Origin of the sequence: Pseudomonas sp. ML2-2023-6 (assembly GCF_037055265.1) — a bacterium.
Lineage (GTDB): Bacteria > Pseudomonadota > Gammaproteobacteria > Pseudomonadales > Pseudomonadaceae > Aquipseudomonas > Aquipseudomonas kulmbachensis.
This window is the reverse complement of sequence record NZ_CP146347.1, coordinates 1,171,479-1,191,722: the sequence shown is the minus strand read 5'-3', so window position 1 is coordinate 1,191,722 and position 20,244 is coordinate 1,171,479. Positions and strand designations below refer to the sequence as shown.

Here is a 20,244-nt window from a genome sequence, read left to right as displayed (position 1 = left end):
ACCGTGAACCTGGGAATAACTAAAAATGCTTTATCTATGGCTCAAAGCCTTCCACATCATCAGCATCGTCTGCTGGTTTGCTGGCCTTTTTTACCTTCCGCGCCTCTTTGTTTACCACGCACAAAGCGAAGATTCCGTTAGCAAAGAACGATTCATCATCATGGAGCGCAAGCTGTATCGCGGCATCATGGGCCCGGCAATGATCGCATCCCTGATTTTCGGGGGCTGGTTGCTCATGCTCAACCCTGGCTTTCTCAGCCAAGGATGGATGCACGTCAAACTGACGCTGGTCTTTCTGCTCATCGGTTATCACCACATGTGTGGCGCGCAGCTAAAACGCTTCGCTCGTGGTGAAAACAAGCGCACTCACGTGTTCTATCGCTGGTTCAACGAAGTGCCCGTGGTGTTCTTGCTGGCTATCGTAATTCTGGTGGTGGTCAAACCGTTTTAAACTCACTTCCTGAAGATCCGAGGTTATCCAATGTCACTGCCCGCCCTGCTTGAACAACGCTTGCGCCTGCCGGTAGTTGCCGCCCCCATGTTTCTGATTTCCAACCCTCAACTTGTCCTGGCCTGCTGTCGTAACGGGGTTGTTGGCAGTTTTCCTGCGCTCAACCAACGCGAGAGCAGCGGATTCAAGGCATGGCTTGAAGAAATAGAAGCAGGGCTCGCCACATTGGATAACCCTGCGCCCTACGCCGTAAACCTGATTGTGCACAACAGCAATCCACGGTTGCAGGCAGATCTGGCGATCTGCATTGAACACAAGGTGCCAATCGTCATCACCAGCCTTGGGGCAGTCAAAGAGCTGGTGGATGCCGTCCACAGCTATGGCGGCCTGGTGTTCCACGATGTCACCACCCGGCGTCATGCAGAAAAAGCCGCAGAAGCCGGAGTCGATGGTCTGATTGCCGTCGCCGCTGGTGCTGGCGGTCATGCCGGCACCTGGAGCCCTTTTGCCCTGCTGGCCGAAATTCGTCAGTTCTTCGACAAAACCGTGCTGCTGTCTGGCTGCCTGAACCACGGCCACGAGATTCTGGCGGCACAAGTTCTGGGGGCAGACCTTGCCTACCTCGGCACACGCTTTATCGCTACCCAAGAGAGCCATGCTCCTGACGCCTACAAAGATATGCTGCTGACATCCCGCGCCGCCGATATCATCCACACCCCAGCGGTATCAGGTGTACCCGCCAGTTTTATGCGCCAAAGCCTTGAAAACGCAGGTTTCGACCTCGCCGCACTCCAGGGTAAAAGCGAAACGGGGGCAGGCAATAAACTCAAGCCGCTTACCGATGAAGCCAAAGCATGGAAAACGGTATGGTCTGCCGGGCAAGGTGTCGGGGAAATTCACGATCTGCCAACCATCGATCAATTGATCGCGCGCCTGGATGAGGAATACCGCAAGGCGCAAGACCTCACCTCAAGGCTCTCGCAACATTGGCCGCACCACTGACATTGCCAAGCCCGCCATTTTCGGCGGGCTTTTGTTAAACATATCCGGACAAGGATGCCACCATGCCCGAGCTTAGCCTGGACAAAATCCCTCAAGAACCCTATGCGGCACTGGACCCTGTAGGGTTCAGCGGCCGCATCGGGCGTTTAAGGCTGCTGGCCTGGAGCATGGTACTCACCGTCATCGCCATGGTGACGTCGCTTCTGGTTCTGCTCGCAGTCAAGGTGTCGCCCACCCTTGGCATTACCTGCGGGGCTACACTCTCGATGGTCTATTTCATCCTTGGCCTGAGAATGGGTGCCCAGCGTTTGCACGACCTCAATTGGTCCGCCTGGATGCTGTTGCTGCATCTGGTGCCCGTGGCCAACCTGGTTCTGTCCCTGATGATGCTATTGATGCCTGGCACTCCCGGCCCCAATAAATATGGTCCCCCGCCGCCACCGAACAGCCGGGCGGTCAACGTCATCGCCTCGATCACCATCTTTTTGATTGGTCTGAGCATCTGCGCAATGATCGCCCTCTTTGCTTTGGGCCTGTTGACTGCGTTGATCAACGCAGTCAACAGCAACAGCCTGTAGACTGCCCGCCTTAATGAACGCGTTAACGCCAGGGACATCATTGTCACCGGACTGTACCGTTGCAATGGAGAACAGCATGACCCGTTACGCTTTAATCACTGGCGCCTCCAGCGGCATTGGCCTGGCCCTGGCTGAAGCCCTTGCCCGACGCGGGCGCAGTTTGATTTTGGTGGCCCGCCAGCGGGATGCTCTGGAAACCATTGCACTTGAACTGACCCAGCGTTTTGGGGTTGAGGTTTTGTTCCGCGCCTGCGATTTGGGCGAACCCCTGCGTTTGTCAGGTTTCTTGCTGGAGCTAGAAGAAGGTGACCGCCAGATCGACTTGCTGGTCAATTGCGCAGGCATCGGCACCTGCGGCCCTTTTCTGGCTCACGACTGGAGCGCCGAGCAAGACCTGATTGAACTCAACGTTCTGGCACTCACCCGCTTGTGCCATGCCATCGGCAACATGATGGCAGTTCAGGGCGGCGGGCAAATCCTCAATGTGTCCTCGATCGCAGCTTTCCAGCCCGGGCCGTGGCTCAGCACCTACTTTGCCAGCAAGGCGTATGTGCTGCACTTTTCTGAAGGTTTGCGCGAAGAAGTGAAAAAAACCGGCATCAAGGTCTCGGTCCTTTGCCCTGGCATTACCCGAACCGGCTTTTTCGATGCGGCTAAAATGAACACCGACGCCATCAAGCAAAACGCCAGAGCCCTGAGCCCCGAAGAAGTTGCGCTCTACACCGTGCGCGCCCTCGATAAAAACAAGGCGATCATCATTCCGGGTCGACGCAACCGCTGGCTAACCCGTCTCCCACGAGTCTTCTCGCGCTGGATGACGCGGAAAATTGCCGCCTCAGTCAACAAATCCTACTGCCCTCGTTAACGAGACTGGGCGTAACTCACCACCCTGAGTACACTCAGACCGGACTTCACTCAAGGAGACACAGCTTTGGATACTCTGTTCACCAAGATCATCAACCGTGAAATACCCGCAAAGATCATTTACGAAGATGATCAAGTGCTCGCCTTTCACGATATAGCCCCACAAGCGCCGATCCATTTTCTGGTCATTCCGAAAAAACCGATACGCACGCTTAACGACTTGACCGAAGAAGACAAACCTCTGGCAGGCCATATCCTGTTCACAGCGCAACGTCTGGCCAAAGAACTGGGTTGCGAAGACGGTTTCCGCGTAGTGATGAACTGCAATGAAAAGGGTGGCCAAACGGTCTACCACATTCACATGCACGTTTTAGGTCAACGCCAGATGAACTGGCCACCGGGCTGATTGGCCAACGATTCTGCCGTGGGAGCTGCAGAGCTCCCACATTCACCCATGATCCAACGCAAACTCCGCCCGCCTGATTGGGGTAAACTGACCGCCGTGATTTTTTCCGGAGGTAAGCATGACTACCCAACGTCACTACTCGCCGATTGACCGTCTTCTGTTACAAGCCGATACCGCCTTGCGCACACTGCTGCCTTTCAGCGGTATGCCTCATCGGCCGTCGCCTGCCATCGTCAAACCTGAAAACCCGTTAGACGCGCAGGCCACTCGCCATGTAGCCGGGCTGATGCGTATCAACCATACCGGCGAAGTCTGTGCCCAAGCCTTGTATCAGGGCCAAGCGCTGACTGCCAAGCTGCCCCATGTGCGCGAAGCGATGGAACATGCCGCTGAAGAAGAAATCGACCACCTGGCCTGGTGCGAGCAACGCATCCGTCAGTTGGGTAGCCACCCAAGCGTACTGAACCCGTTGTTTTACGGGATGTCGTTTGGCATCGGCGCGGCAGCAGGGCTGATCAGCGACAAAGTCAGTCTGGGGTTCGTGGCGGCGACCGAAGATCAAGTGTGCAAACACCTGAACGAACATCTTGAGCAACTGCCGGCTGAAGACGAGAAGTCTCGGGCAATTCTCGAGCAAATGCGTATCGACGAAGAACAACACGCAGAATCGGCGCTCAATGCAGGCGGCTACCGCTTCCCTGCCCCGGTCAAATTTGGCATGAGCCTGATGGCCAAAGTCATGACCAAAAGCACGTACCGCATCTGATCGCAGCCTCTAACTTTGGGCAGCTACAGTTTGTAGCGGTACTTTGCGCATAAAAAGGGCTGAACTCAGGCCCTTTTTTATGCTGCAACCGTAATGGCGACTCGCTCAGCCCAACTCGATGATTTCGTAGTCGTGGCTAATCGCAACACCTGCAGCGCCCAGCATGATGGATGCCGAGCAATACTTCTCGGCCGACAGCTCGATGGCGCGCTTGACCTGAGCTTCTTTCAAACCTCGGCCCTTGACCACAAAGTGCAGATGGATCTTGGTGAACACCTTTGGATCTTCGGTGGCGCGCTCTGCTTCCAGGAACGCCTCGCAGCTCTCAACCGCCTGACGCGATTTTTTGAGAATGCTGACAACGTCAAAGTTGCTGCACCCACCGAGCCCCAACAACAGCATTTCCATCGGGCGTACGCCCAGATTGCGACCACCACTTTCAGGCGGACCATCCATCACAACGACGTGGCCGCTGCCTGATTCGCCCAGAAACATGGCTTCGCCAGCCCATTGAATGCGTGCCTTCATCGCCCAGACTCCACTGTTTTAAAAGGGGCGCCAGCTTAGCACAGGGCCAGAAACTGATAACTCGCCACACTGAAGCGTTTCTCTGGCATCCGGTGGGGAAAATTCTGCAAACCCAGCAGAACCTGTCTGGTAAGCTGGCGCCAAATCGCTGGCGCCAGCCAGCAAGCGCTCTATATAAAAATAGATCTAACCCTTACTGTGCAAGCTTTTCGGGATACAACCATGGTTGCTCTTTCTCCCATACCCAAAATCAAGAACCTCGACAAGTTTTTGACTTTTTGCCAGCGCAAACGTTATCCGGCCAAGAGCAATATCATCTGCGCAGGCGAGTCCTCACACACACTGTTCTTCATTATCAAAGGTTCGGTAACGGTTTTGATTGAAGACGAGGACGGTCGTGAAATGATCATTGCCTACCTCAATAGCGGAGACTTTATTGGCGAGCTGGGTCTGTTTGAACAACCGGGACAGGAACAGACACGCAGCGCATGGGTTCGGGCCAAGACCGAGTGCGAATTAGCAGAGATCAGCTATTCAAAATTCAGAGAATACACACAGCAAGAGCCAGAAATTCTTTACGCGCTAAGTGGCCAAATCGCTCAACGCCTGCGCAACACCACGCGCAAGGTCGGCGACCTGGCGTTCTTTGATGTCACGGGAAGAGTTGCTCGCTGCCTGCTTGAGCTGTGCAAACAACCTGACGCCATGACCCACCCTGACGGCATGCAAATCAAGATTACCCGTCAGGAAATCGGCAGGATTGTCGGTTGTTCGCGAGAGATGGTTGGCCGCGTACTAAAAGGTCTGGAAGAACAGAACCTGGTGAACGTCAAAGGCAAGACCATGGTGGTGTTCGGTACACGTTAAGGCTTGAGCAAGGGCGCCAGGATCTGTTGATAGCTGGCACTCAGGCGCTCAAAGAAGTCGGGGGCAACAAACGCTTCGTGCAAGGCAATGTGGCTGTCAGCCAAGCAGCGTTGCTCAAGATCGCACAGTTGATTGAAACGATTGACCGCAGCCACCATCGACTCACGCTCGTTATCGACCAGCAATGCACCGTGCACCAGGCCGACAGGTCGCTGCCCACCTTGGCTCTGTCGCCAGCGCTGAGCAGTTCCGACCAGCTTGCGAGCATTGAGATTGACGTTGAAACGACCATCACAAAACGCGCCCTCAACCTCACCCAAAGACGCAGCCCCACCCAAGTGAGTCAACAAATCGCAAATGGGCTCGCACAAGCGTCGATACGCGGTTTCGATACGCCCATGGTCACCTTCACTGCGCAAAGGCGCGTAGACCAGAGCGATATTGATCGTCGACGCAGACTGAGGAACCGGCTCGCCACCCGTTTCACGTAACAGAATAGGCCAGCCGCTGGCTGCCAACTCGACACTGGCCTGTTCAAAACCCGGCAAGCGACTCAAGCGGCGCGGCATGACCAACGCCCGATCCGTGGGTTGCCAGAACAGCACTCCAGCCTCCAACTCCCCGGCACAAACCGAGGCCAGCAAATCCTGCTCGGCCTTGAGGCCTGCTTCGACAGTGAGTTGTTTGACCAGCGGCATAAGATTCCTTCCAAACGCAGAACAACAATGACGGTGGGAGCGAGCTTGCTCGCGATGGCATCACCGCATTTACCTGACAGATCGCGTTGCCTGCATCGCGAGCAAGCTCGCTCCCACAGGAAGTTTTGCAGGTCAGTCCAGTGTCGAACCCGTCACCGGCACAACCCGCTCAGGGAAGAACAAGCGCTGCAGTTCGGTACCTGGATTCTCGGCGCGCATAAAAGCTTCGCCAACCAGGAACGAATACACCTCGCTGATTTCCATCAGTTCGACATCCGCACGATTAAGAATCCCGCTTTCGGTAATCACCAAACGGTCACGAGGAACACGTGGCAACAGATCCAGCGTGGTCTCCAGGCTGACTTCAAACGTGTGCAGGTTACGGTTGTTGATCCCCACCAAAGGCGTATCGAGGGTTTTAAGTGCGCGTTCAAGCTCATCGCCATCATGCACTTCAACCAACACATCAAGCCCTACGCTTTTGGCAACGGCAGCCAGTTCGGCCATTTTCACGTCGTCCAGAGCGGACACGATCAACAGCACGCAGTCGGCACCCAACGCACGGGCTTCGACGATTTGATACGGATCGATCATGAAGTCCTTGCGAATTACCGGCAAGGTACAGGCCGCGCGTGCCTGTTGCAGGTACGCATCGGCGCCTTGAAAGTAGTCGATATCGGTCAGCACGGACAAACAGGTCGCGCCGCCCGTTTGATAGCTCTTGGCAATTTCGGCAGGCACGAAGTGCTCGCGAATCACACCCTTGCTGGGTGAAGCCTTTTTAATTTCGGCAATTACCGCGGGCTGTTTCTTCTTGGCTTGTGCCAACAAGGCATTGGCAAAGCCGCGAACCGGATCAGCCTGAGCAGCCAGACGTTCGAGTTCTGCCAGGCTCACGCGAGCACTGCGCTCGGCAACCTCCTGAACTTTACGCGCCAGAATATTCTCCAGAACGGTTGGCACACTCATGCTTCATTCTCCTGCTTGAAAATCGCGGTAAATGCGCCCAGCTCTTCGAGCTTCTCTCGGGCCAACCCGGTGTGCAGCGCGTCATGGGCCAATTCCACACCTTCTTTAAGAGTGTAGGCAAGGTCAGCGGCATACAGTGCAGCACCCGCATTGAGAACAATCATTTCAGCGGCTTTCTGGCCCGCTTCAGTTTTGCGACGACCCAAGGCATCGCGGATCAACTCCAGCGATTGCTCCGGACTGTCGACCACCAGGCCAAACAGGCTTTGGCTCTTGATGCCCAGGTCTTCAGGCTGGACCCAATATTCCTTGATTTCACCTTTATGCAACTCCGCCACATAGGTCGGCGCTGCCAGGCTGAACTCATCCAGGCCGTCTTGCGAATGCACCACCAGCACATGCTTGCTGCCCAGACGCTGCAACACTTCAGCCAAAGGCCGGCACAGTGCCTGATTGAAAACACCCACTACTTGATGCAACACACCAGCCGGATTCGTAAGCGGGCCAAGCATATTGAACAGGGTTCGCAGGCCAAGGTCGCGACGCGGAATGGCTGCGTGTTTCATGGCGCCATGATGACACTGGGCGAACATGAAACCGATACCTACGCTGTCGATGCAACGGCCTACTTGTGCAGGGGTCAGGTTCAGATATACACCCGCTGCTTCGAGCAAGTCCGCACTGCCGCTCTTGCCAGATACCGCACGGTTACCGTGCTTGGCCACGGTGCAGCCTGCAGCCGCAATCACCAGAGCCGAAGCTGTGGATACGTTGAAGATATTCGCGCCGTCACCACCGGTGCCGACAATATCGACCACGCCATCGAGGGTTTTGAGCTCTACCTTGTCTGCCAATTCGCGCATTACGGTCACGGCACCGACGATTTCGTCGATGCTTTCGCTCTTCATGCGCATGCCCATCATGAACGCGCCAATCTGCGCCTCGGTGCATTGACCGGTCATGATGTCGCGCATTACATCGCGCATTTCATCGGTGCTCAGATCGAGATGACCGACGATACGGTTCAGGGCTGTCTTGATATCCATTTGAAGTCCTTAGCGCGTGCCGCCGGTTTGTTTAAGAAAGTTGGCAAACAGTTCATGACCTTGTTCGGTCAGGATCGATTCAGGGTGAAATTGCACCCCTTCAATATTCAGTGTCTTGTGGCGCAAGCCCATGATCTCGTCGACCGTGCCATCTTCAAGCCGAGTCCAGGCGGTCAGCTCGAGACAGTCAGGCAGGGTTTCGCGCTTGACCACCAGCGAGTGATAACGGGTCACGGTCAACGGGTTGTTCAAGCCCTGGAACACCCCAGTATCGAGGTGATACACCGGGCTGGTTTTACCGTGCATCACTTGTCGGGCGCGAACCACATCACCGCCAAAAGCCTGGCCGATGGACTGATGGCCCAGGCACACGCCCAGAATTGGCAGCTTGCCTGCAAAGTGTTTGATCGCTTCGAGGGAGATACCCGCCTCGTTCGGTGTACACGGGCCGGGCGAGACCACAATACGCTCAGGCTTGAGCGCTTCGATCTGGGCCACGGTCAGTTCGTCATTGCGCACCACCTTGACCTCGGCACCCAATTCGCCGAGGTACTGCACAACGTTGTAAGTAAAAGAGTCGTAATTATCGATCATCAGCAACATGTTGCTAAACCTCTGAATTCACTGACATTCAAAACTGTTTTCAGAACTCTATGCCCGCAGTTTCAGTTGCTGGTTTGAACACACCAACCGAGGGGGAGCCATTCAGGAAAACGCAGGGGGCAGGTCCGGCGGGGCCGGCAGAGAAATATTAGGCGCGCCAACGCCAACGGCCTTGGGCCTTAACAACTCGCATAAAGAGTTTGCTGATGATCAACACAGGAAGGGTCTCATTTCTACGTCATGGCACAGTAACGTAGCCTCGCGACAGGTGCAACATGGGGTAGCGAATACAGGGGAAAACAACCATTAAGTACTTTGTGACTTTGTTTTACACGAAACAATTAATACAGATCGTTTTGTTAATGTCCGCGCTCTTAACAATAAAAAAGGTCGTCCCATGCGCAGGCTTTCACTACTTATCCCTCTGGCGGGATGCATTTTGTCCATCGTCAGCGAACGCGCCATAGCGGCCCCAACTCCCTACTCCACCATGATCGTGTTCGGCGACAGCCTGAGCGATTCGGGGCAATTTCCAGGTGTAGGCAGTGGCATGCGTTTCACCAATCACACCGGGCCCACGTACAAGGAATACAGCGGCGAGGAGTATGTTGCCGTAGCGCCCATGCGGCTGGGCGCAAAACTGGGTATTGCACCCGGTGATCTGGGCCCGTCCACATCGATGACAAATTCCGTCACAGGCTCGCCCGATGGCAATAACTGGGCGGTCGGTGGTTACCGCACGGACCAGATACTCAATTCCGTCACAACTGTTTCAAAAGTCACCGTCCCTGATGACTGGTTTTTAATTGGCGGTTCCGTACTGCGCAGCAAGCCTGGTTACCTTGTGGAGAACAACTTCAAGGCTGACCCCAAGGCGCTGTACTTCATTTCCGGTGGCGGTAATGACTTCATTCAAGGAAAGGTCACCAGTCCCGCTGAAGCAGGCAAAACCGCACAAAGGCTGGCTGCAAGCACCTACGCCCTGCAACAGGCCGGGGCGCGCTACATCATGGTCTGGCTGCTGCCCGACCTGGGCCTGACCCCGGCCATTTACGGCACATCTGCCCAAGCGGGTACCAGCTACCTCAGCACCATGTTCAACCATGAGTTGGTACAGCAACTCGAACAGATAGACGCCGAAATCATCCCTCTCAATATCCCGCTGTTGCTGCGTGAAGCCGTTACCGATCCTGCCCGTTATGGCTTGGCACTTGGACAGGACCTTATCGGTACTTGCTTCAACGGTGATGAATGTGCGGAAAACCCGAAGTACGGCCTCAACAGCTCAACTCCCAACCCGGGCAAACTGCTGTTCAACGACAAGGTGCACCCCACCGAGGTGGGTCAGCAGTTAATTGCCGACTACGCCTATTCATTGCTTGCCGTCCCTTGGGAACTGACTTTGTTACCAGTCATGGCTCAAGGCACGCTAAACGCCCATCAAGACCAACTGCGCAACCAATGGGCTGGCGACAACGGTCAATGGCAAGCCATTGGCCAATGGAGATCCATGGTTGCTGGTGGTGGGCAGCGCCTGGAAATCGACGGACAGGACACCTCCGTGAGTGCAGATGGCAGAGGCTATAACGTCAATATCGGCACCAGCTACAGGGCAGATGAAAACTGGCGTTTTGGAGTAGCAGGCGGGTTTTATCGGCAACACCTGGAAGCAGGCGCCAATGAATCGGATTACAAACTCAATAGCTATCTGGGCAGTGTGTTTGCGCAATACCAACACAATCATTGGTGGGGTGATGCCGCGCTGACGTTGGGAAGGCTGGATTACGACAGCCTAAAGCGAAAATTCGCGTTTGGCATAGGTGAAGGCATGGAGCAAGGGCAAGCTAACGGGCACCTTCGGGCGCTAAGTACTCGCCTTGGTTATGACATCGCACCGGCCTCAGACCTGTGGCACCTGTCGCCTTTTATCAGCGCCGAATATTCGCGGGTGGAGGTTAATCGCTATGAAGAAAAGGGGCGACGTTCGACTGCATTGAACTACGAAGAGCAGACGCTTGTTTCAAATCGCCTTGGTGCGGGTTTGCTCGCCAGTTACCAGGCCACCCCTCAGACGCTGTTGTTTGGCGAAGCCGCCCATGAACATGAGTTCCAGGACCAGACCCAACGCCTGAACATCGCGCTTAACAGCCTGCCCAATAATCGTTTCAAGCTCGAAGGCTATACACCGCCAAGTAACCTTGCCCGTTTGAGCCTGGGGGTCAGCCACAAACTGACCTCCGACCTTATGCTGCGGGCGGCTTATAACGCGAGAAAGAGTGACGGGGTTATGCAGCAGGGGGTGAATGTCGGGGTTAGCCTGAACTTCTAAAATCTCGAGGGTGGGCGTGTGGGAGCGAGCTTGCTCGCTCCCACAAAGGGACGCAATCAATCCCGTGGGGTTTGTTCGGCCAGGGCAACAGCACGGAACATTGCGCGGCGTTTGTTGAGGGTTTCTTCCCACTCAAGGGCCGGGACCGAGTCAGCGACAATGCCGCCACCAGCCTGCACATGCAATTCACCGTCCTTGATCACTGCGGTACGGATCGCAATGGCCGTGTCCATATTGCCGTTCCAGGCAAAATAACCGACCGCGCCGCCATACACACCACGCTTGACCGGCTCCAGTTCATCGATGATCTCCATCGCGCGGATTTTCGGTGCACCGGACAACGTACCCGCTGGCAAAATCGCCCGCAGTGCGTCCATCGCTGTCAGTCCGCTTTTGAGCTGGCCGGTGACGTTGGACACAATGTGCATCACGTTGGAGTAACGCTCGATCACCATCTTCTCGGTGAGCTTGACCGAGCCGATTTCTGAGACGCGGCCCGTGTCGTTACGCCCCAGGTCAATCAGCATCAGGTGCTCGGCGATTTCCTTGTCATCACTGAGCAGGTCCTCTTCGAGCGCCAGATCGGCCTCTTCAGTCGCACCCCGAGGGCGCGTCCCGGCAATCGGGCGTACGGTGATCAGGTTGTCTTCAACCCGTACCAGCACTTCAGGCGAACTGCCCACCACGTGGAAGTCACCAAAATTGAAGAAGTACATATACGGCGTTGGGTTGAAGCAGCGCAGCGCACGATACAAATCGATCGGCGCGGCCTTGAAGTCGATAGACATGCGCTGCGACGGCACCACTTGCATGCAATCGCCTGCGAGGATGTAGTCTTTGATCGTGTCGACGGCTTTTTCGTAGTCGTCCTGGGTGAAGCTGGAACGGAACACTGGATCAGCCGCTTGCTGCGCAGTGAAGTCCAGACCTCGGCGCGGCGTAATCGGTTGACGCAGTTGCTCTAGCAGCGCCTCAAGCCGGGCCTGACCCTCTTCATAAGCGTCAGGCCGCGCCGGATCGACCAGCACGATGGCGTGCATCTTGCCAGCCAGGTTATCGAATACCACAACAGCGTCGGACACCATCAGCAGAATGTCCGGCACGCCCAGCGGATCAGGGTTCGGGCACTTGCCCAGACGCTTTTCCACGTAACGCACGCAGTCATAACCGAAATACCCTACCAGGCCACCGTTGAAACGCGGCAAGCCGGCAATGGTCGGCACGTTGTAACGAGCCTTGAACTCCTCAACGAAGGTCAACGGATCTTCAGCTTCGAGGGACTCGATCTCGACACCATCGTGGGTCACGCTGACCTGATGATCATGCACACGCAGCACCGTGCGGCATGGCAAGCCGATGATCGAGTAACGGCCCCACTTCTCGCCGCCCTGCACCGATTCCAGCAAATAGGAATTGGGCTGATCGGCCAGCTTCAGATAGATCGACAGCGGTGTGTCGAAGTCGGCCAAGGTTTCGCGTGCAAGGGGGATACGATTGTAGCCAGCAGCGGCCAAACGCAGGAATTCTTCGCGGATCATGAGGTGCCTCGTGGTCTGAGGGTAAAACGGTCAGGTATGCAAACGTGCCGGCTATGCGGCCAGATTCAAGTCAGGCGCGCCAACGCCAGCGGGCCAGGGCCTTGATAACTTTCATCCAGAGTTTGCGAGTGACCACCACGATGGAATCTCTTCGAGAGGAGGAAACAGAATTGCCCAACGTTATCTCAGGCGCAGAATCTAAGCAACCGGCTATCAGCTCTTGCAGGTTGCCAATCACCATATCCGGTGATTCTTCTTCAATCGGTCGGCCGTGGTTGTAGCCATAACTCAGGGCTACGCAGCGCACACCTGCGGCCTTCGCCGCCAGCACGTCATTCCGCGAATCGCCGATAAACATTGATTGCGCAGGAGTGGTGCCAGCCATCTTCATCACAAACAGCAACGCGGCAGGGTCGGGTTTTTTCTGTGGCATGGTGTCGCCACCGACAATCCAGCGAAAAAACCGCCCCAGCTTCAGCTCATCCAACAAGGGCGCTACGAAGCGCTCCGGCTTGTTGGTGATCAGGGCCATTTCAACGCCCTGTTTTTGCAGCCACTTGAGGCTTTCGCGTACACCGGGATAAACCTTGGTGTGTTCATGGCCACCATCGTAGGCCTCCATGAAAATCTCCAGCGCCAGTTCGGCCTCAGTGTCGTCAACACCGCTGCCTTCCATGTTGCTGGCCAGGGCACGGCGCACCAGCATGGGCGCACCGTTGCCGATCCACAGCCGCACGTTCTCAATCCCGGCGGGCGGGCGACCCAACTTGAGCAGCATGGCCTCCACGGCGACGGCCAAATCCGGTACTGAGTCAATCAGGGTGCCATCCAGATCGAACATCACCAGCTTTGGCAGCCGCCCCTGAAGTAGCTGCTCAAAACGGCTCATGGACGGGCCAACGCTAGCTCGGCACGCATTTTTTGAATGACTTCTTCATAGTTTGGCGTGTTGAAAATCGCAGAACCGGCGACAAAGGTGTCAGCACCGGCTTCGGCGATTTCACGGATATTGCCAACGTTCACGCCACCGTCGATTTCCAGGCGAATCTCGCGCCCGGATGCATCGATCAGTGCACGGGCTTCACGCAGTTTATCCAGCGTGCCGGGGATGAATTTCTGCCCGCCGAAGCCTGGGTTTACGCTCATCAGCAAGATCATGTCGACCTTGTCCATCACGTACTTGAGCACATCCAGCGGGGTCGCCGGGTTAAACACCAGACCTGCCTTGCAGCCACCTTCGCGGATCAGTTGCAGGGAGCGGTCGATGTGCTGCGTCGCTTCGGGGTGGAAGGTGATGTAGGTCGCGCCAGCTTCGATAAAGTCGCCGATGATCCGGTCGACCGGGCTAACCATCAGGTGCGCATCGATGGGAGCGGTGATGCCGTACTTGCGCAAGGCAGCGCAGACCATCGGGCCGATGGTCAGGTTGGGTACGTAATGATTGTCCATGACATCGAAGTGAACGATATCAGCACCCGCGGCGAGTACGTTGTCCACTTCTTCGCCAAGACGGGCGAAATCGGCGGAAAGAATCGATGGGGCAATAGCGAAGGGCTGCATGACGCACCTTTTAGTGGGCTAAACACGGTGGCGCGCATTGTATACCGCCCACCGTGACGCGCGCACCGCCTTGCCACGATGATTGGCCATATGCCATGCGTAGCAGCTGCCGAAGGAACGAGGCGGCGTTCGGTTGCGCAGCGACCGCAAATCCTCAATCCCCGTTTTACCTGACCCACCGCAATTTCAGGTTTTGCGACGGCTACGCCGTCGAACGCAGCCTCGTTCCTTCGGCAGCTGCTACGCCGGGTGCAATATCCGGTTAAAGGTTGGCTTTGTTACTTGCCGATGGCTGATCTAGCGTTAGTAATCATCAAACCGGAGGGCAAAGGATTGCCAGTTTTAAACAACGCATGCCGCCTGCGTATAGGCCGCTACTCAGAACCGGGTGGTATCTATCTGCTCACCACTATCACCGACCAACGGCGGCCAGTATTCAATGACTTTCACCTAGGCCGCCTCGTAGTCAACCAGCTCCGGCACGCTCACGACGAAGGCGTCGTCAACTCAATTGCCTGGGTAGTCATGCCCGACCATTGCCATTGGCTGGTCGAGCTACGTCATAAATCGGTGAGCGAGCTGATGTGCCGCATAAAATCACGCAGTAGCGTGGCAGTTAACCACGCAAGCCAATCCAATGGCCGACTGTGGCAAAAAGGCTATTACGACAGGGCACTACGCCATGAAGAGGACCTTAAGGCCGCAGCCCGCTACATCATCAGAAACCCGATCCGTGCACAGCTGGCCACACGGATCGGCGATTACCCCTTGTGGGATGCCTGCTGGTTCTAGGCCTGCGCCGTACGCAGCTTTTCACTGCGCCCACGCAACCATTCAAGGGTCAGCAACAACACCACCGAAAAAGCGATCAGCAAGGTTGCCGCAGCAGCTATGGTCGGGCTGAGGTTTTCGCGGATGCCGCTGAACATCTGCCGTGGCAGGGTCGCCTGCTCGGGCCCGGCCAAAAACAGCGTGACCACCACTTCATCAAACGAGGTGGCGAAGGCAAACAGCGCACCGGAAATAACCCCCGGTGCAATCAACGGCAAGGTCACCCGGCGAAAGGCAGTCAACGGCGATGCACCCAAACTGGCCGCCGCCCGTACCAGATTGTGATTAAAACCCTGCAAGGTTGCTGACACGGTAATGATCACAAACGGCACGCCCAACACCGCGTGCACCACAATCAACGAGATGTAGCTGTTACCCAACCCCAGCGGGGCAAAAAACAGGTAACTGGCCACACCGATAATCACCACCGGCACCACCATCGGCGAGATCACCAACGCCATCACCAATGCTTTGCCGGGGAAGTCACCACGGGTCAGACCAATTGCCGCCAGCGTGCCGAACACCATCGCCAGCACCGTGGCCGCCGGGGCCACGATCACACTGTTTCTCAGGGCACGCATCCATTCGGCCGAAGCAAAGAAGTCCTGATACCAGTGCAGCGAAAACCCCTGCAGCGGATACACCAGGAAACTGCCCGAGTTGAATGACAACGGAATAATCACCAGTACCGGCAAAATCAAAAACAACAGGATCAGCCCGCAAAGAATGCGCAAGCTGTAGAACCAGACCCGCTCAACGGGTGACATGTATGGGCTCAGCATGGCGTTCTCCTTAACTCAAGCGCAGGCGGCTGGCGCCTACCAGCCAGTTGTACATCAGGTACAGCACCACGGTAGCCAGCAACAACAAACCACCCAATGCTGTCGCCATACCCCAGTTGATGCTGGTGTTGGTGTAGAACGCCACGAAGTAGCTGACCATCTGGTCGTTCGGGCTTCCGAGCAAGGCAGGGGTGATGTAGTAGCCAATGGCGATAATGAACACCAGCAAACAACCTGCCCCTACACCGGCGTAAGTCTGCGGGAAATACACCCGCCAGAAGCTGGCAAACGGATGGGAGCCAAGTGAGATCGCTGCACGCATATAGGTAGGCGATATACCTTTCATCACGCTGTAAATCGGCAGAATCATGAACGGCAACAGAATGTGCACCATTGAGATGTAAACCCCGGTGCGGTTGAACACCAACTCCAGCGGCTTGTCGATCAGCCCCATGCTAATCAGCGCGCTATTGATCAGCCCGCCCGATTGCAGCAACACAATCCAGGACGCAACCCGCACCAGCACCGACGTCCAGAACGGCAACAGCACCAAAATCATCAGCAGGTTGCTTTGCCGGGTCGGCAGGTTGGCCAGCAAGTACGCCAACGGGTAGGCCAGCACCAGACAAATGCAGGTAATCACAAAGCCCATCCAGAAAGTACGGGCGAAGATGTCCAGATAGATCGACTGATCCGGCGTGGCCTGGGCAATTTCACCCAGGTCGTCGATACGGTGATCCACAGCCGCCAGCAGATAAAACGGGGTCACGCTGGAAGTATTGCGCTTGATCGCCTGCCAGTAAGCCGGGTCGCCCCAACGCTCATCAATGACTTCCATCGCATCTTTGTACGACTCAGGTGCCGCTTTGAATGGCAGCGCCTTGGCGGTTTTCATCAGCAGGCTGCGATAGCCGGCCAATTCCATATTCAGACGCTTGGACAAATCGCCCAAGACTTGATTCTTGCGCGCTTGGGCCAGGTCTTCACTCAGTGCCTGATACACCGGTTCCGCTGGTAAACCCTTGCCATCCCACCCGGCAACAGCCACGACGGTGCGGGGCAAGCCTTCGACCACTTCCGGGTTACCCACGCTTTTGTAGAGCAGGGCCGCAATCGGCACCAGAAACACCAGCAGCAGAAATATCACCAGGGGCGCAATCAGCGCCTGCGCCTTCCAGCGGTTAATCCGCTCGGCATGTGCCAGGCGTTTCTTCAAGGTGGGGCTGGAGACCTCGTTCAGGGGAACGGCGACGGCCATGGCGAACTCCGAAAATCTTTAAACGATGGCGGCGCGACCCAGTGGGTCGCACCGCATGTCAACGCTGCTTACTTGGCAGCCCAGGCGTTGAAGCGTTGTTCCAGTTGCTCACCGTTATCAGCCCAGAAGCTGACGTCGATCTGCACTTGGTTAGCGATGTTTTGCGGGGCTGTAGGCATATCGGCCTGCACCTCTTTAGGCAGCAGTGGCATCGCTTCCTTGTTGGCCGGACCGTAAGCGATGTTCTGCGAGTACACACTCTGCTGTTGTGGCATCAGCGTGAACGCCATGAACTTCTTGGCTGCGTCCGCCTTGGCTTTGCCCAACCCTTTAGGAATGGCCCATGCATCGAAATCGTAAATGCCGCCATTCCAGACGATCTTCAGATTGCTTTCTTTCTGCACGGCAGCGATGCGACCGTTGTAGGCCGAGCTCATTACCACATCGCCAGAGGCCAGGTACTGGGGCGGCTGTGCGCCCGCTTCCCACCACTGAATGTTCGGTTTGAGTTCATCGAGCTTTTTGAAGGCACGGTTCTGACCGTCTTTGCTCGCCAGCACGGTGTACACATCCTTGGGCGCGACACCGTCGGCCATCAAGGCGAATTCCAGGGTGTACTTGGCGCCTTTACGCAGCCCGCGTTTACCCGGAAAGGTTTTGGTGTCCCAGAAATCGGCCCAACTGGTCGGCGCGGTTTTCAGCTTGTCGGCGTTGTAGGCCAGCACGGTAGACCACACGAAGAAGCCAGCTCCGCAGGATTGAATCGCGCCTTTGACGTATTGCTCGGGATTGCCGAACAGTGCCGGGTCCAGAGGCTCGAACATGTCCTCGTCGCAACCGCGGGACAGTTCCGGGGATTCCACTTCTACCAGATCCCAGGAGATGCTTTTGGTGTCGACCATGGCCTTGATCTTGGCCATTTCACCGTTGTATTCCCCGGCGATGATCTTGCCTTCGCCCTTGGCTTCCCAAGGGGCATAAAACGCTTTGACTTGAGCCGCCTTGTTCGCGCCGCCAAACGACACCACGGTCAGATCGGTTGCGGCCAGAGCATTGGCCGCGAACATCAGGCCCAGACTTAAGGCCGTGAATTTGAAGGATGTATGCATTGTTGTTCTCCGCTGTGCAGGGTTGGTGAAGCCGGGGCGATCAATTCGCCTCTAAGAGAGGGTCCAGCGCACGTACATGTTCGACCTGCCAGCCCAATGGCACGACGTCACCGACGGCCAGGGTGGGGTCCAGCTCGGCAATCGGCTGTTTCACAAAAAAATCGTTCATGCCGCAGACTTCCATACGCACCCGAACGTGATCGCCCAGGTAGATAAATTCTTCAACCCGGCCCGAGAAGCGGTTGGCGCATGACTCACTGGAACCATTGAGGCTAATGCGTTCCGGACGGATCGACAGGGTCACCGGATCACCTGTACGACCGACATTCACCGCCAGCGCCTGGACCTTCTCGCCCCTGCTCAGCTCGACCACACAGCGATCACCGTTCTGACTGTGCAGACGGCCATTGAGGCGGTTGTTTTCGCCGATGAAGTTGGCAACAAAGGTATTTTTCGGCTCCTCATAGAGCATGCGCGGCGGGGCAATTTGCTGGATTTCACCTTGATGAAATACCGCAACGCGATCAGACATGGTCAGGGCCTCACCCTGGTCGTGTGTCACGTAGACCACGGTCACGCCGAGACGCTGATGCAGGTGTTTGATTTCCATCTGCATGTGTTCACGCAATTGCTTGTCCAATGCGCCCAACGGTTCGTCCATCAGCACCAGCTGTGGCTCGAATACCAGTGCGCGAGCCAGTGCCACGCGCTGTTGCTGGCCGCCAGAGAGCTGGGCCGGATAGCGCTGGGCGAAAGCATCGAGTTGCACCATGCTCAATACGCGCTTGACCCGTTCACTGATGTCGGTGCGGTTCAGCCCACGTACTGACAGCGGAAAGCCGAGGTTTTCGGCCACGGTCATGTGCGGGAACAGCGCATAGTTCTGGAACACCATGCCGATATCGCGCTTGTGCGGAGGCACATTATTGATCGAGCGCCCCGCCAGCAGAATCTCACCCGCGGTTGGGGTCTCGAAGCCGGCCAGCATCATCAGGCTGGTGGTTTTGCCCGAACCGGACGGCCCGAGCAAGGTCAGGAACTCGCCTTTGCGAATCTCCAGATTGAGATCTTTAACGATCAGGTTTTCGCCGTCGTAGCTCTTTTGCACGCCACGAAAGCTGACCAGAATCTCATCTGCCCCAGCGCTTGCACCGACCTCACTCATAACCACACCTTTTTGTTTTGGACTGCCGTAGCCCAAGACTAAAGAAGCGACCACCGCACAGTAATCGGGGGGCAAGAGAGATTCACATCAGGAGGCTGGAAGGGCTTGGGTAGGGATTGCCCTACAGGGATGTCGCGATTGGGATGGTTGCATCGATTAAGCCCTGCATAACGCTGCAGGGTTATGTCATAAGGGTCGTAAACAGATATGTGGGGCATGCCACAATCCCGCAGCTGCCCGCTTCGAATACGGTTACAACAACTTGTGTTCCATCGCGTACTTCACCAAATCAGCCAGCGAAGTGATATTGAGCTTTTGCATCAGCCGCGCCTTGTGGGTGCTGATGGTCTTGCTGCTCAGCGCCAGCTGTTGGGCAATATCGTTGACGTTAACCCCCTGGGCCAGTCGCTTGAACACCGAAAATTCGCGCTCGGACAGCAAGGCATGCAAAGGGCGTGAATCGGTCAGGCCAACCTCGAACACCATGCGGTCCGCCAGGTCCGGGTCGATATAACGCCCACCTGCCGCCACCTTGCGAATAGCCATCAGCAATAGCGCCGGGTCACTGTCTTTGGTGGCATAGCCCGCCGCACCAAACTTCAGCGCGCGCGCCGCCATTTGTGCTTCGTCGTGCATCGACAACACCAGAATCGCCGGTGGATTGTTCAAGGCACGAATCCGCGGTATCGCCTCCAGGCCATTGACCCCGGGCATGGAGATATCCAGCAGCACCACCTCACACGGAACATGGCGCAAGGTTTCCAGCAACTGCTCGCCATTACTGGCCTCGCCCACCACCAGCAGGTCTTTGGCCAGGCCGATCAATTGCTTGATCCCTTCACGCACGATGGTGTGGTCTTCTGCTACCAGTACACGAATCACGAGCATTTCCTC

Annotated in this window: 22 protein-coding genes; 9 read left to right on the top strand and 13 right to left on the bottom strand. The window is 56.3% G+C overall.

Annotated features, from left to right (window positions below):
* Positions 1 to 25 precede the first annotated feature (25 nt).
* The 6 genes from hemJ (at position 26) to coq7 (ending at position 4,067) form a co-directional block, all read left to right on the top strand.
* Positions 26 to 451 carry a protoporphyrinogen oxidase HemJ gene (gene hemJ, locus V6L79_RS05435; protein ID WP_261740727.1) on the top strand — a complete coding sequence of 142 codons (426 nt, stop codon included), beginning with the start codon at positions 26 to 28 and terminating at the stop codon, positions 449 to 451.
* A gap of 30 nt (positions 452 to 481) precedes the next feature.
* Entirely contained in the window at positions 482 to 1,453 is a 972-nt protein-coding gene (locus tag V6L79_RS05430; RefSeq protein ID WP_321835554.1) for a nitronate monooxygenase family protein, read from the top strand.
* Between the two features lie 62 nt (positions 1,454 to 1,515).
* A complete protein-coding gene (locus tag V6L79_RS05425; protein WP_261740725.1) occupies positions 1,516 to 2,031 on the top strand; it encodes a DUF805 domain-containing protein in 516 nt (171 codons plus the stop codon).
* A 76-nt stretch (positions 2,032 to 2,107) separates the two neighbouring features.
* Positions 2,108 to 2,896 (top strand): SDR family oxidoreductase, encoded by a 789-nt coding sequence (locus V6L79_RS05420; protein ID WP_261740724.1) that lies wholly within the window; start codon positions 2,108 to 2,110, stop codon positions 2,894 to 2,896.
* Between the two features lie 66 nt (positions 2,897 to 2,962).
* A complete protein-coding gene (locus V6L79_RS05415; RefSeq protein ID WP_083369746.1) occupies positions 2,963 to 3,301 on the top strand; it encodes a histidine triad nucleotide-binding protein in 339 nt (112 codons plus the stop codon).
* 118 nt (positions 3,302 to 3,419) lie between these two features.
* Positions 3,420 to 4,067: a 2-polyprenyl-3-methyl-6-methoxy-1,4-benzoquinone monooxygenase gene (gene coq7, locus V6L79_RS05410; RefSeq protein ID WP_261740723.1), complete on the top strand. Its 648-nt coding sequence runs from the start codon at positions 3,420 to 3,422 to the stop codon at positions 4,065 to 4,067.
* Positions 4,068 to 4,172: 105 nt separating this feature from the next.
* On the opposite strand, the gene V6L79_RS05405 is transcribed toward coq7, so the two are convergent.
* The gene (locus tag V6L79_RS05405; protein WP_003444470.1) at positions 4,173 to 4,595 is read right to left on the bottom strand and encodes an OsmC family protein; all 423 of its coding nucleotides are present in this window, start codon (positions 4,593 to 4,595) and stop codon (positions 4,173 to 4,175) included.
* Positions 4,596 to 4,817: 222 nt separating this feature from the next.
* Here V6L79_RS05405 and crp point away from each other — a divergent pair, with 222 nt between their 5' ends.
* On the top strand, positions 4,818 to 5,462 hold the full coding sequence (crp, locus tag V6L79_RS05400; RefSeq protein WP_261740722.1) for a cAMP-activated global transcriptional regulator CRP: 645 nt from the start codon (positions 4,818 to 4,820) through the stop codon (positions 5,460 to 5,462).
* Here the strand turns inward: crp and V6L79_RS05395 are convergent.
* The 4 genes from V6L79_RS05395 to V6L79_RS05380 all read right to left on the bottom strand — a co-directional run bounded on the left by V6L79_RS05395 (position 5,459) and on the right by V6L79_RS05380 (position 8,778).
* Complete coding sequence (locus V6L79_RS05395; RefSeq protein WP_261740721.1) at positions 5,459 to 6,160, bottom strand: lipoyl protein ligase domain-containing protein; 702 nt, start codon at positions 6,158 to 6,160, stop codon at positions 5,459 to 5,461. The genes crp and V6L79_RS05395 overlap by 4 nt on opposite strands.
* A 132-nt stretch (positions 6,161 to 6,292) precedes the next feature.
* Entirely contained in the window at positions 6,293 to 7,129 is an 837-nt protein-coding gene (gene trpC / locus V6L79_RS05390) for an indole-3-glycerol phosphate synthase TrpC (RefSeq protein ID WP_261740720.1), read from the bottom strand.
* The gene (gene trpD / locus V6L79_RS05385) at positions 7,126 to 8,175 is read right to left on the bottom strand and encodes an anthranilate phosphoribosyltransferase (RefSeq protein ID WP_261740719.1); all 1,050 of its coding nucleotides are present in this window, start codon (positions 8,173 to 8,175) and stop codon (positions 7,126 to 7,128) included. The genes trpC and trpD overlap by 4 nt, the downstream gene beginning before the upstream one ends.
* 9 nt (positions 8,176 to 8,184) lie before the next feature.
* On the bottom strand, positions 8,185 to 8,778 hold the full coding sequence (locus V6L79_RS05380) for an aminodeoxychorismate/anthranilate synthase component II (RefSeq protein ID WP_261740718.1): 594 nt from the start codon (positions 8,776 to 8,778) through the stop codon (positions 8,185 to 8,187).
* Between the two features lie 397 nt (positions 8,779 to 9,175).
* Here V6L79_RS05380 and estP point away from each other — a divergent pair, with 397 nt between their 5' ends.
* Positions 9,176 to 11,107: an esterase EstP gene (gene estP, locus V6L79_RS05375; protein ID WP_338579910.1), complete on the top strand. Its 1,932-nt coding sequence runs from the start codon at positions 9,176 to 9,178 to the stop codon at positions 11,105 to 11,107.
* A gap of 56 nt (positions 11,108 to 11,163) precedes the next feature.
* Here estP and trpE read toward each other — a convergent pair whose 3' ends face one another.
* From trpE to rpe, 3 genes are all read right to left on the bottom strand, one after another.
* The gene (gene trpE / locus V6L79_RS05370; RefSeq protein WP_261740716.1) at positions 11,164 to 12,645 is read right to left on the bottom strand and encodes an anthranilate synthase component I; all 1,482 of its coding nucleotides are present in this window, start codon (positions 12,643 to 12,645) and stop codon (positions 11,164 to 11,166) included.
* 70 nt (positions 12,646 to 12,715) lie between these two features.
* Positions 12,716 to 13,534 carry a phosphoglycolate phosphatase gene (locus V6L79_RS05365; RefSeq protein WP_338579909.1) on the bottom strand — a complete coding sequence of 273 codons (819 nt, stop codon included), beginning with the start codon at positions 13,532 to 13,534 and terminating at the stop codon, positions 12,716 to 12,718.
* Positions 13,531 to 14,205: a ribulose-phosphate 3-epimerase gene (gene rpe, locus V6L79_RS05360; RefSeq protein ID WP_019823117.1), complete on the bottom strand. Its 675-nt coding sequence runs from the start codon at positions 14,203 to 14,205 to the stop codon at positions 13,531 to 13,533. The genes V6L79_RS05365 and rpe overlap by 4 nt, the downstream gene beginning before the upstream one ends.
* Positions 14,206 to 14,538: 333 nt before the next feature.
* Here rpe and V6L79_RS05355 point away from each other — a divergent pair, with 333 nt between their 5' ends.
* A complete protein-coding gene (locus V6L79_RS05355) occupies positions 14,539 to 14,997 on the top strand; it encodes an REP-associated tyrosine transposase (protein WP_338579908.1) in 459 nt (152 codons plus the stop codon).
* Here the strand turns inward: V6L79_RS05355 and V6L79_RS05350 are convergent.
* The 5 genes from V6L79_RS05350 to V6L79_RS05330 all read right to left on the bottom strand — a co-directional run bounded on the left by V6L79_RS05350 (position 14,994) and on the right by V6L79_RS05330 (position 20,238).
* Complete coding sequence (locus V6L79_RS05350; protein ID WP_261740713.1) at positions 14,994 to 15,818, bottom strand: ABC transporter permease; 825 nt, start codon at positions 15,816 to 15,818, stop codon at positions 14,994 to 14,996. The two genes, V6L79_RS05355 and V6L79_RS05350, sit on opposite strands and share 4 nt — an antisense overlap.
* Before the next feature lie 10 nt (positions 15,819 to 15,828).
* Complete coding sequence (locus tag V6L79_RS05345) at positions 15,829 to 17,076, bottom strand: ABC transporter permease (protein WP_338579907.1); 1,248 nt, start codon at positions 17,074 to 17,076, stop codon at positions 15,829 to 15,831.
* A gap of 68 nt (positions 17,077 to 17,144) precedes the next feature.
* Positions 17,145 to 18,185 carry an ABC transporter substrate-binding protein gene (locus V6L79_RS05340; protein WP_261740711.1) on the bottom strand — a complete coding sequence of 347 codons (1,041 nt, stop codon included), beginning with the start codon at positions 18,183 to 18,185 and terminating at the stop codon, positions 17,145 to 17,147.
* A gap of 40 nt (positions 18,186 to 18,225) precedes the next feature.
* The gene (locus V6L79_RS05335; RefSeq protein ID WP_261740710.1) at positions 18,226 to 19,350 is read right to left on the bottom strand and encodes an ABC transporter ATP-binding protein; all 1,125 of its coding nucleotides are present in this window, start codon (positions 19,348 to 19,350) and stop codon (positions 18,226 to 18,228) included.
* A 252-nt stretch (positions 19,351 to 19,602) separates the two neighbouring features.
* Entirely contained in the window at positions 19,603 to 20,238 is a 636-nt protein-coding gene (locus V6L79_RS05330; RefSeq protein ID WP_261740709.1) for a response regulator transcription factor, read from the bottom strand.
* Positions 20,239 to 20,244 lie beyond the last annotated feature (6 nt).

Excerpts from the sequence above, each read along its gene's own strand:
- crp (WP_261740722.1), top strand. The coding sequence starts at position 4,818 with ATGGTTGCTCTTTCTCCCATACCCAAAATCAAGAACCTCGACAAGTTT.
- V6L79_RS05365 (WP_338579909.1), bottom strand. The coding sequence starts at position 13,534 with ATGAGCCGTTTTGAGCAGCTACTTCAGGGGCGGCTGCCAAAGCTGGTG.
- V6L79_RS05350 (WP_261740713.1), bottom strand. The coding sequence starts at position 15,818 with ATGCTGAGCCCATACATGTCACCCGTTGAGCGGGTCTGGTTCTACAGC.
- V6L79_RS05420 (WP_261740724.1), top strand. The coding sequence starts at position 2,108 with ATGACCCGTTACGCTTTAATCACTGGCGCCTCCAGCGGCATTGGCCTG.
- estP (WP_338579910.1), top strand. The coding sequence starts at position 9,176 with ATGCGCAGGCTTTCACTACTTATCCCTCTGGCGGGATGCATTTTGTCC.
- coq7 (WP_261740723.1), top strand. The coding sequence starts at position 3,420 with ATGACTACCCAACGTCACTACTCGCCGATTGACCGTCTTCTGTTACAA.
- hemJ (WP_261740727.1), top strand. The coding sequence starts at position 26 with ATGCTTTATCTATGGCTCAAAGCCTTCCACATCATCAGCATCGTCTGC.
- rpe (WP_019823117.1), bottom strand. The coding sequence starts at position 14,205 with ATGCAGCCCTTCGCTATTGCCCCATCGATTCTTTCCGCCGATTTCGCC.
- V6L79_RS05340 (WP_261740711.1), bottom strand. The coding sequence starts at position 18,185 with ATGCATACATCCTTCAAATTCACGGCCTTAAGTCTGGGCCTGATGTTC.
- V6L79_RS05395 (WP_261740721.1), bottom strand. The coding sequence starts at position 6,160 with ATGCCGCTGGTCAAACAACTCACTGTCGAAGCAGGCCTCAAGGCCGAG.
- V6L79_RS05405 (WP_003444470.1), bottom strand. The coding sequence starts at position 4,595 with ATGAAGGCACGCATTCAATGGGCTGGCGAAGCCATGTTTCTGGGCGAA.
- V6L79_RS05380 (WP_261740718.1), bottom strand. The coding sequence starts at position 8,778 with ATGTTGCTGATGATCGATAATTACGACTCTTTTACTTACAACGTTGTG.
- trpE (WP_261740716.1), bottom strand. The coding sequence starts at position 12,645 with ATGATCCGCGAAGAATTCCTGCGTTTGGCCGCTGCTGGCTACAATCGT.
- trpD (WP_261740719.1), bottom strand. The coding sequence starts at position 8,175 with ATGGATATCAAGACAGCCCTGAACCGTATCGTCGGTCATCTCGATCTG.
- V6L79_RS05425 (WP_261740725.1), top strand. The coding sequence starts at position 1,516 with ATGCCCGAGCTTAGCCTGGACAAAATCCCTCAAGAACCCTATGCGGCA.
- V6L79_RS05430 (WP_321835554.1), top strand. The coding sequence starts at position 482 with ATGTCACTGCCCGCCCTGCTTGAACAACGCTTGCGCCTGCCGGTAGTT.
- V6L79_RS05330 (WP_261740709.1), bottom strand. The coding sequence starts at position 20,238 with ATGCTCGTGATTCGTGTACTGGTAGCAGAAGACCACACCATCGTGCGT.
- V6L79_RS05345 (WP_338579907.1), bottom strand. The coding sequence starts at position 17,076 with ATGGCCGTCGCCGTTCCCCTGAACGAGGTCTCCAGCCCCACCTTGAAG.
- V6L79_RS05335 (WP_261740710.1), bottom strand. The coding sequence starts at position 19,350 with ATGAGTGAGGTCGGTGCAAGCGCTGGGGCAGATGAGATTCTGGTCAGC.
- trpC (WP_261740720.1), bottom strand. The coding sequence starts at position 7,129 with ATGAGTGTGCCAACCGTTCTGGAGAATATTCTGGCGCGTAAAGTTCAG.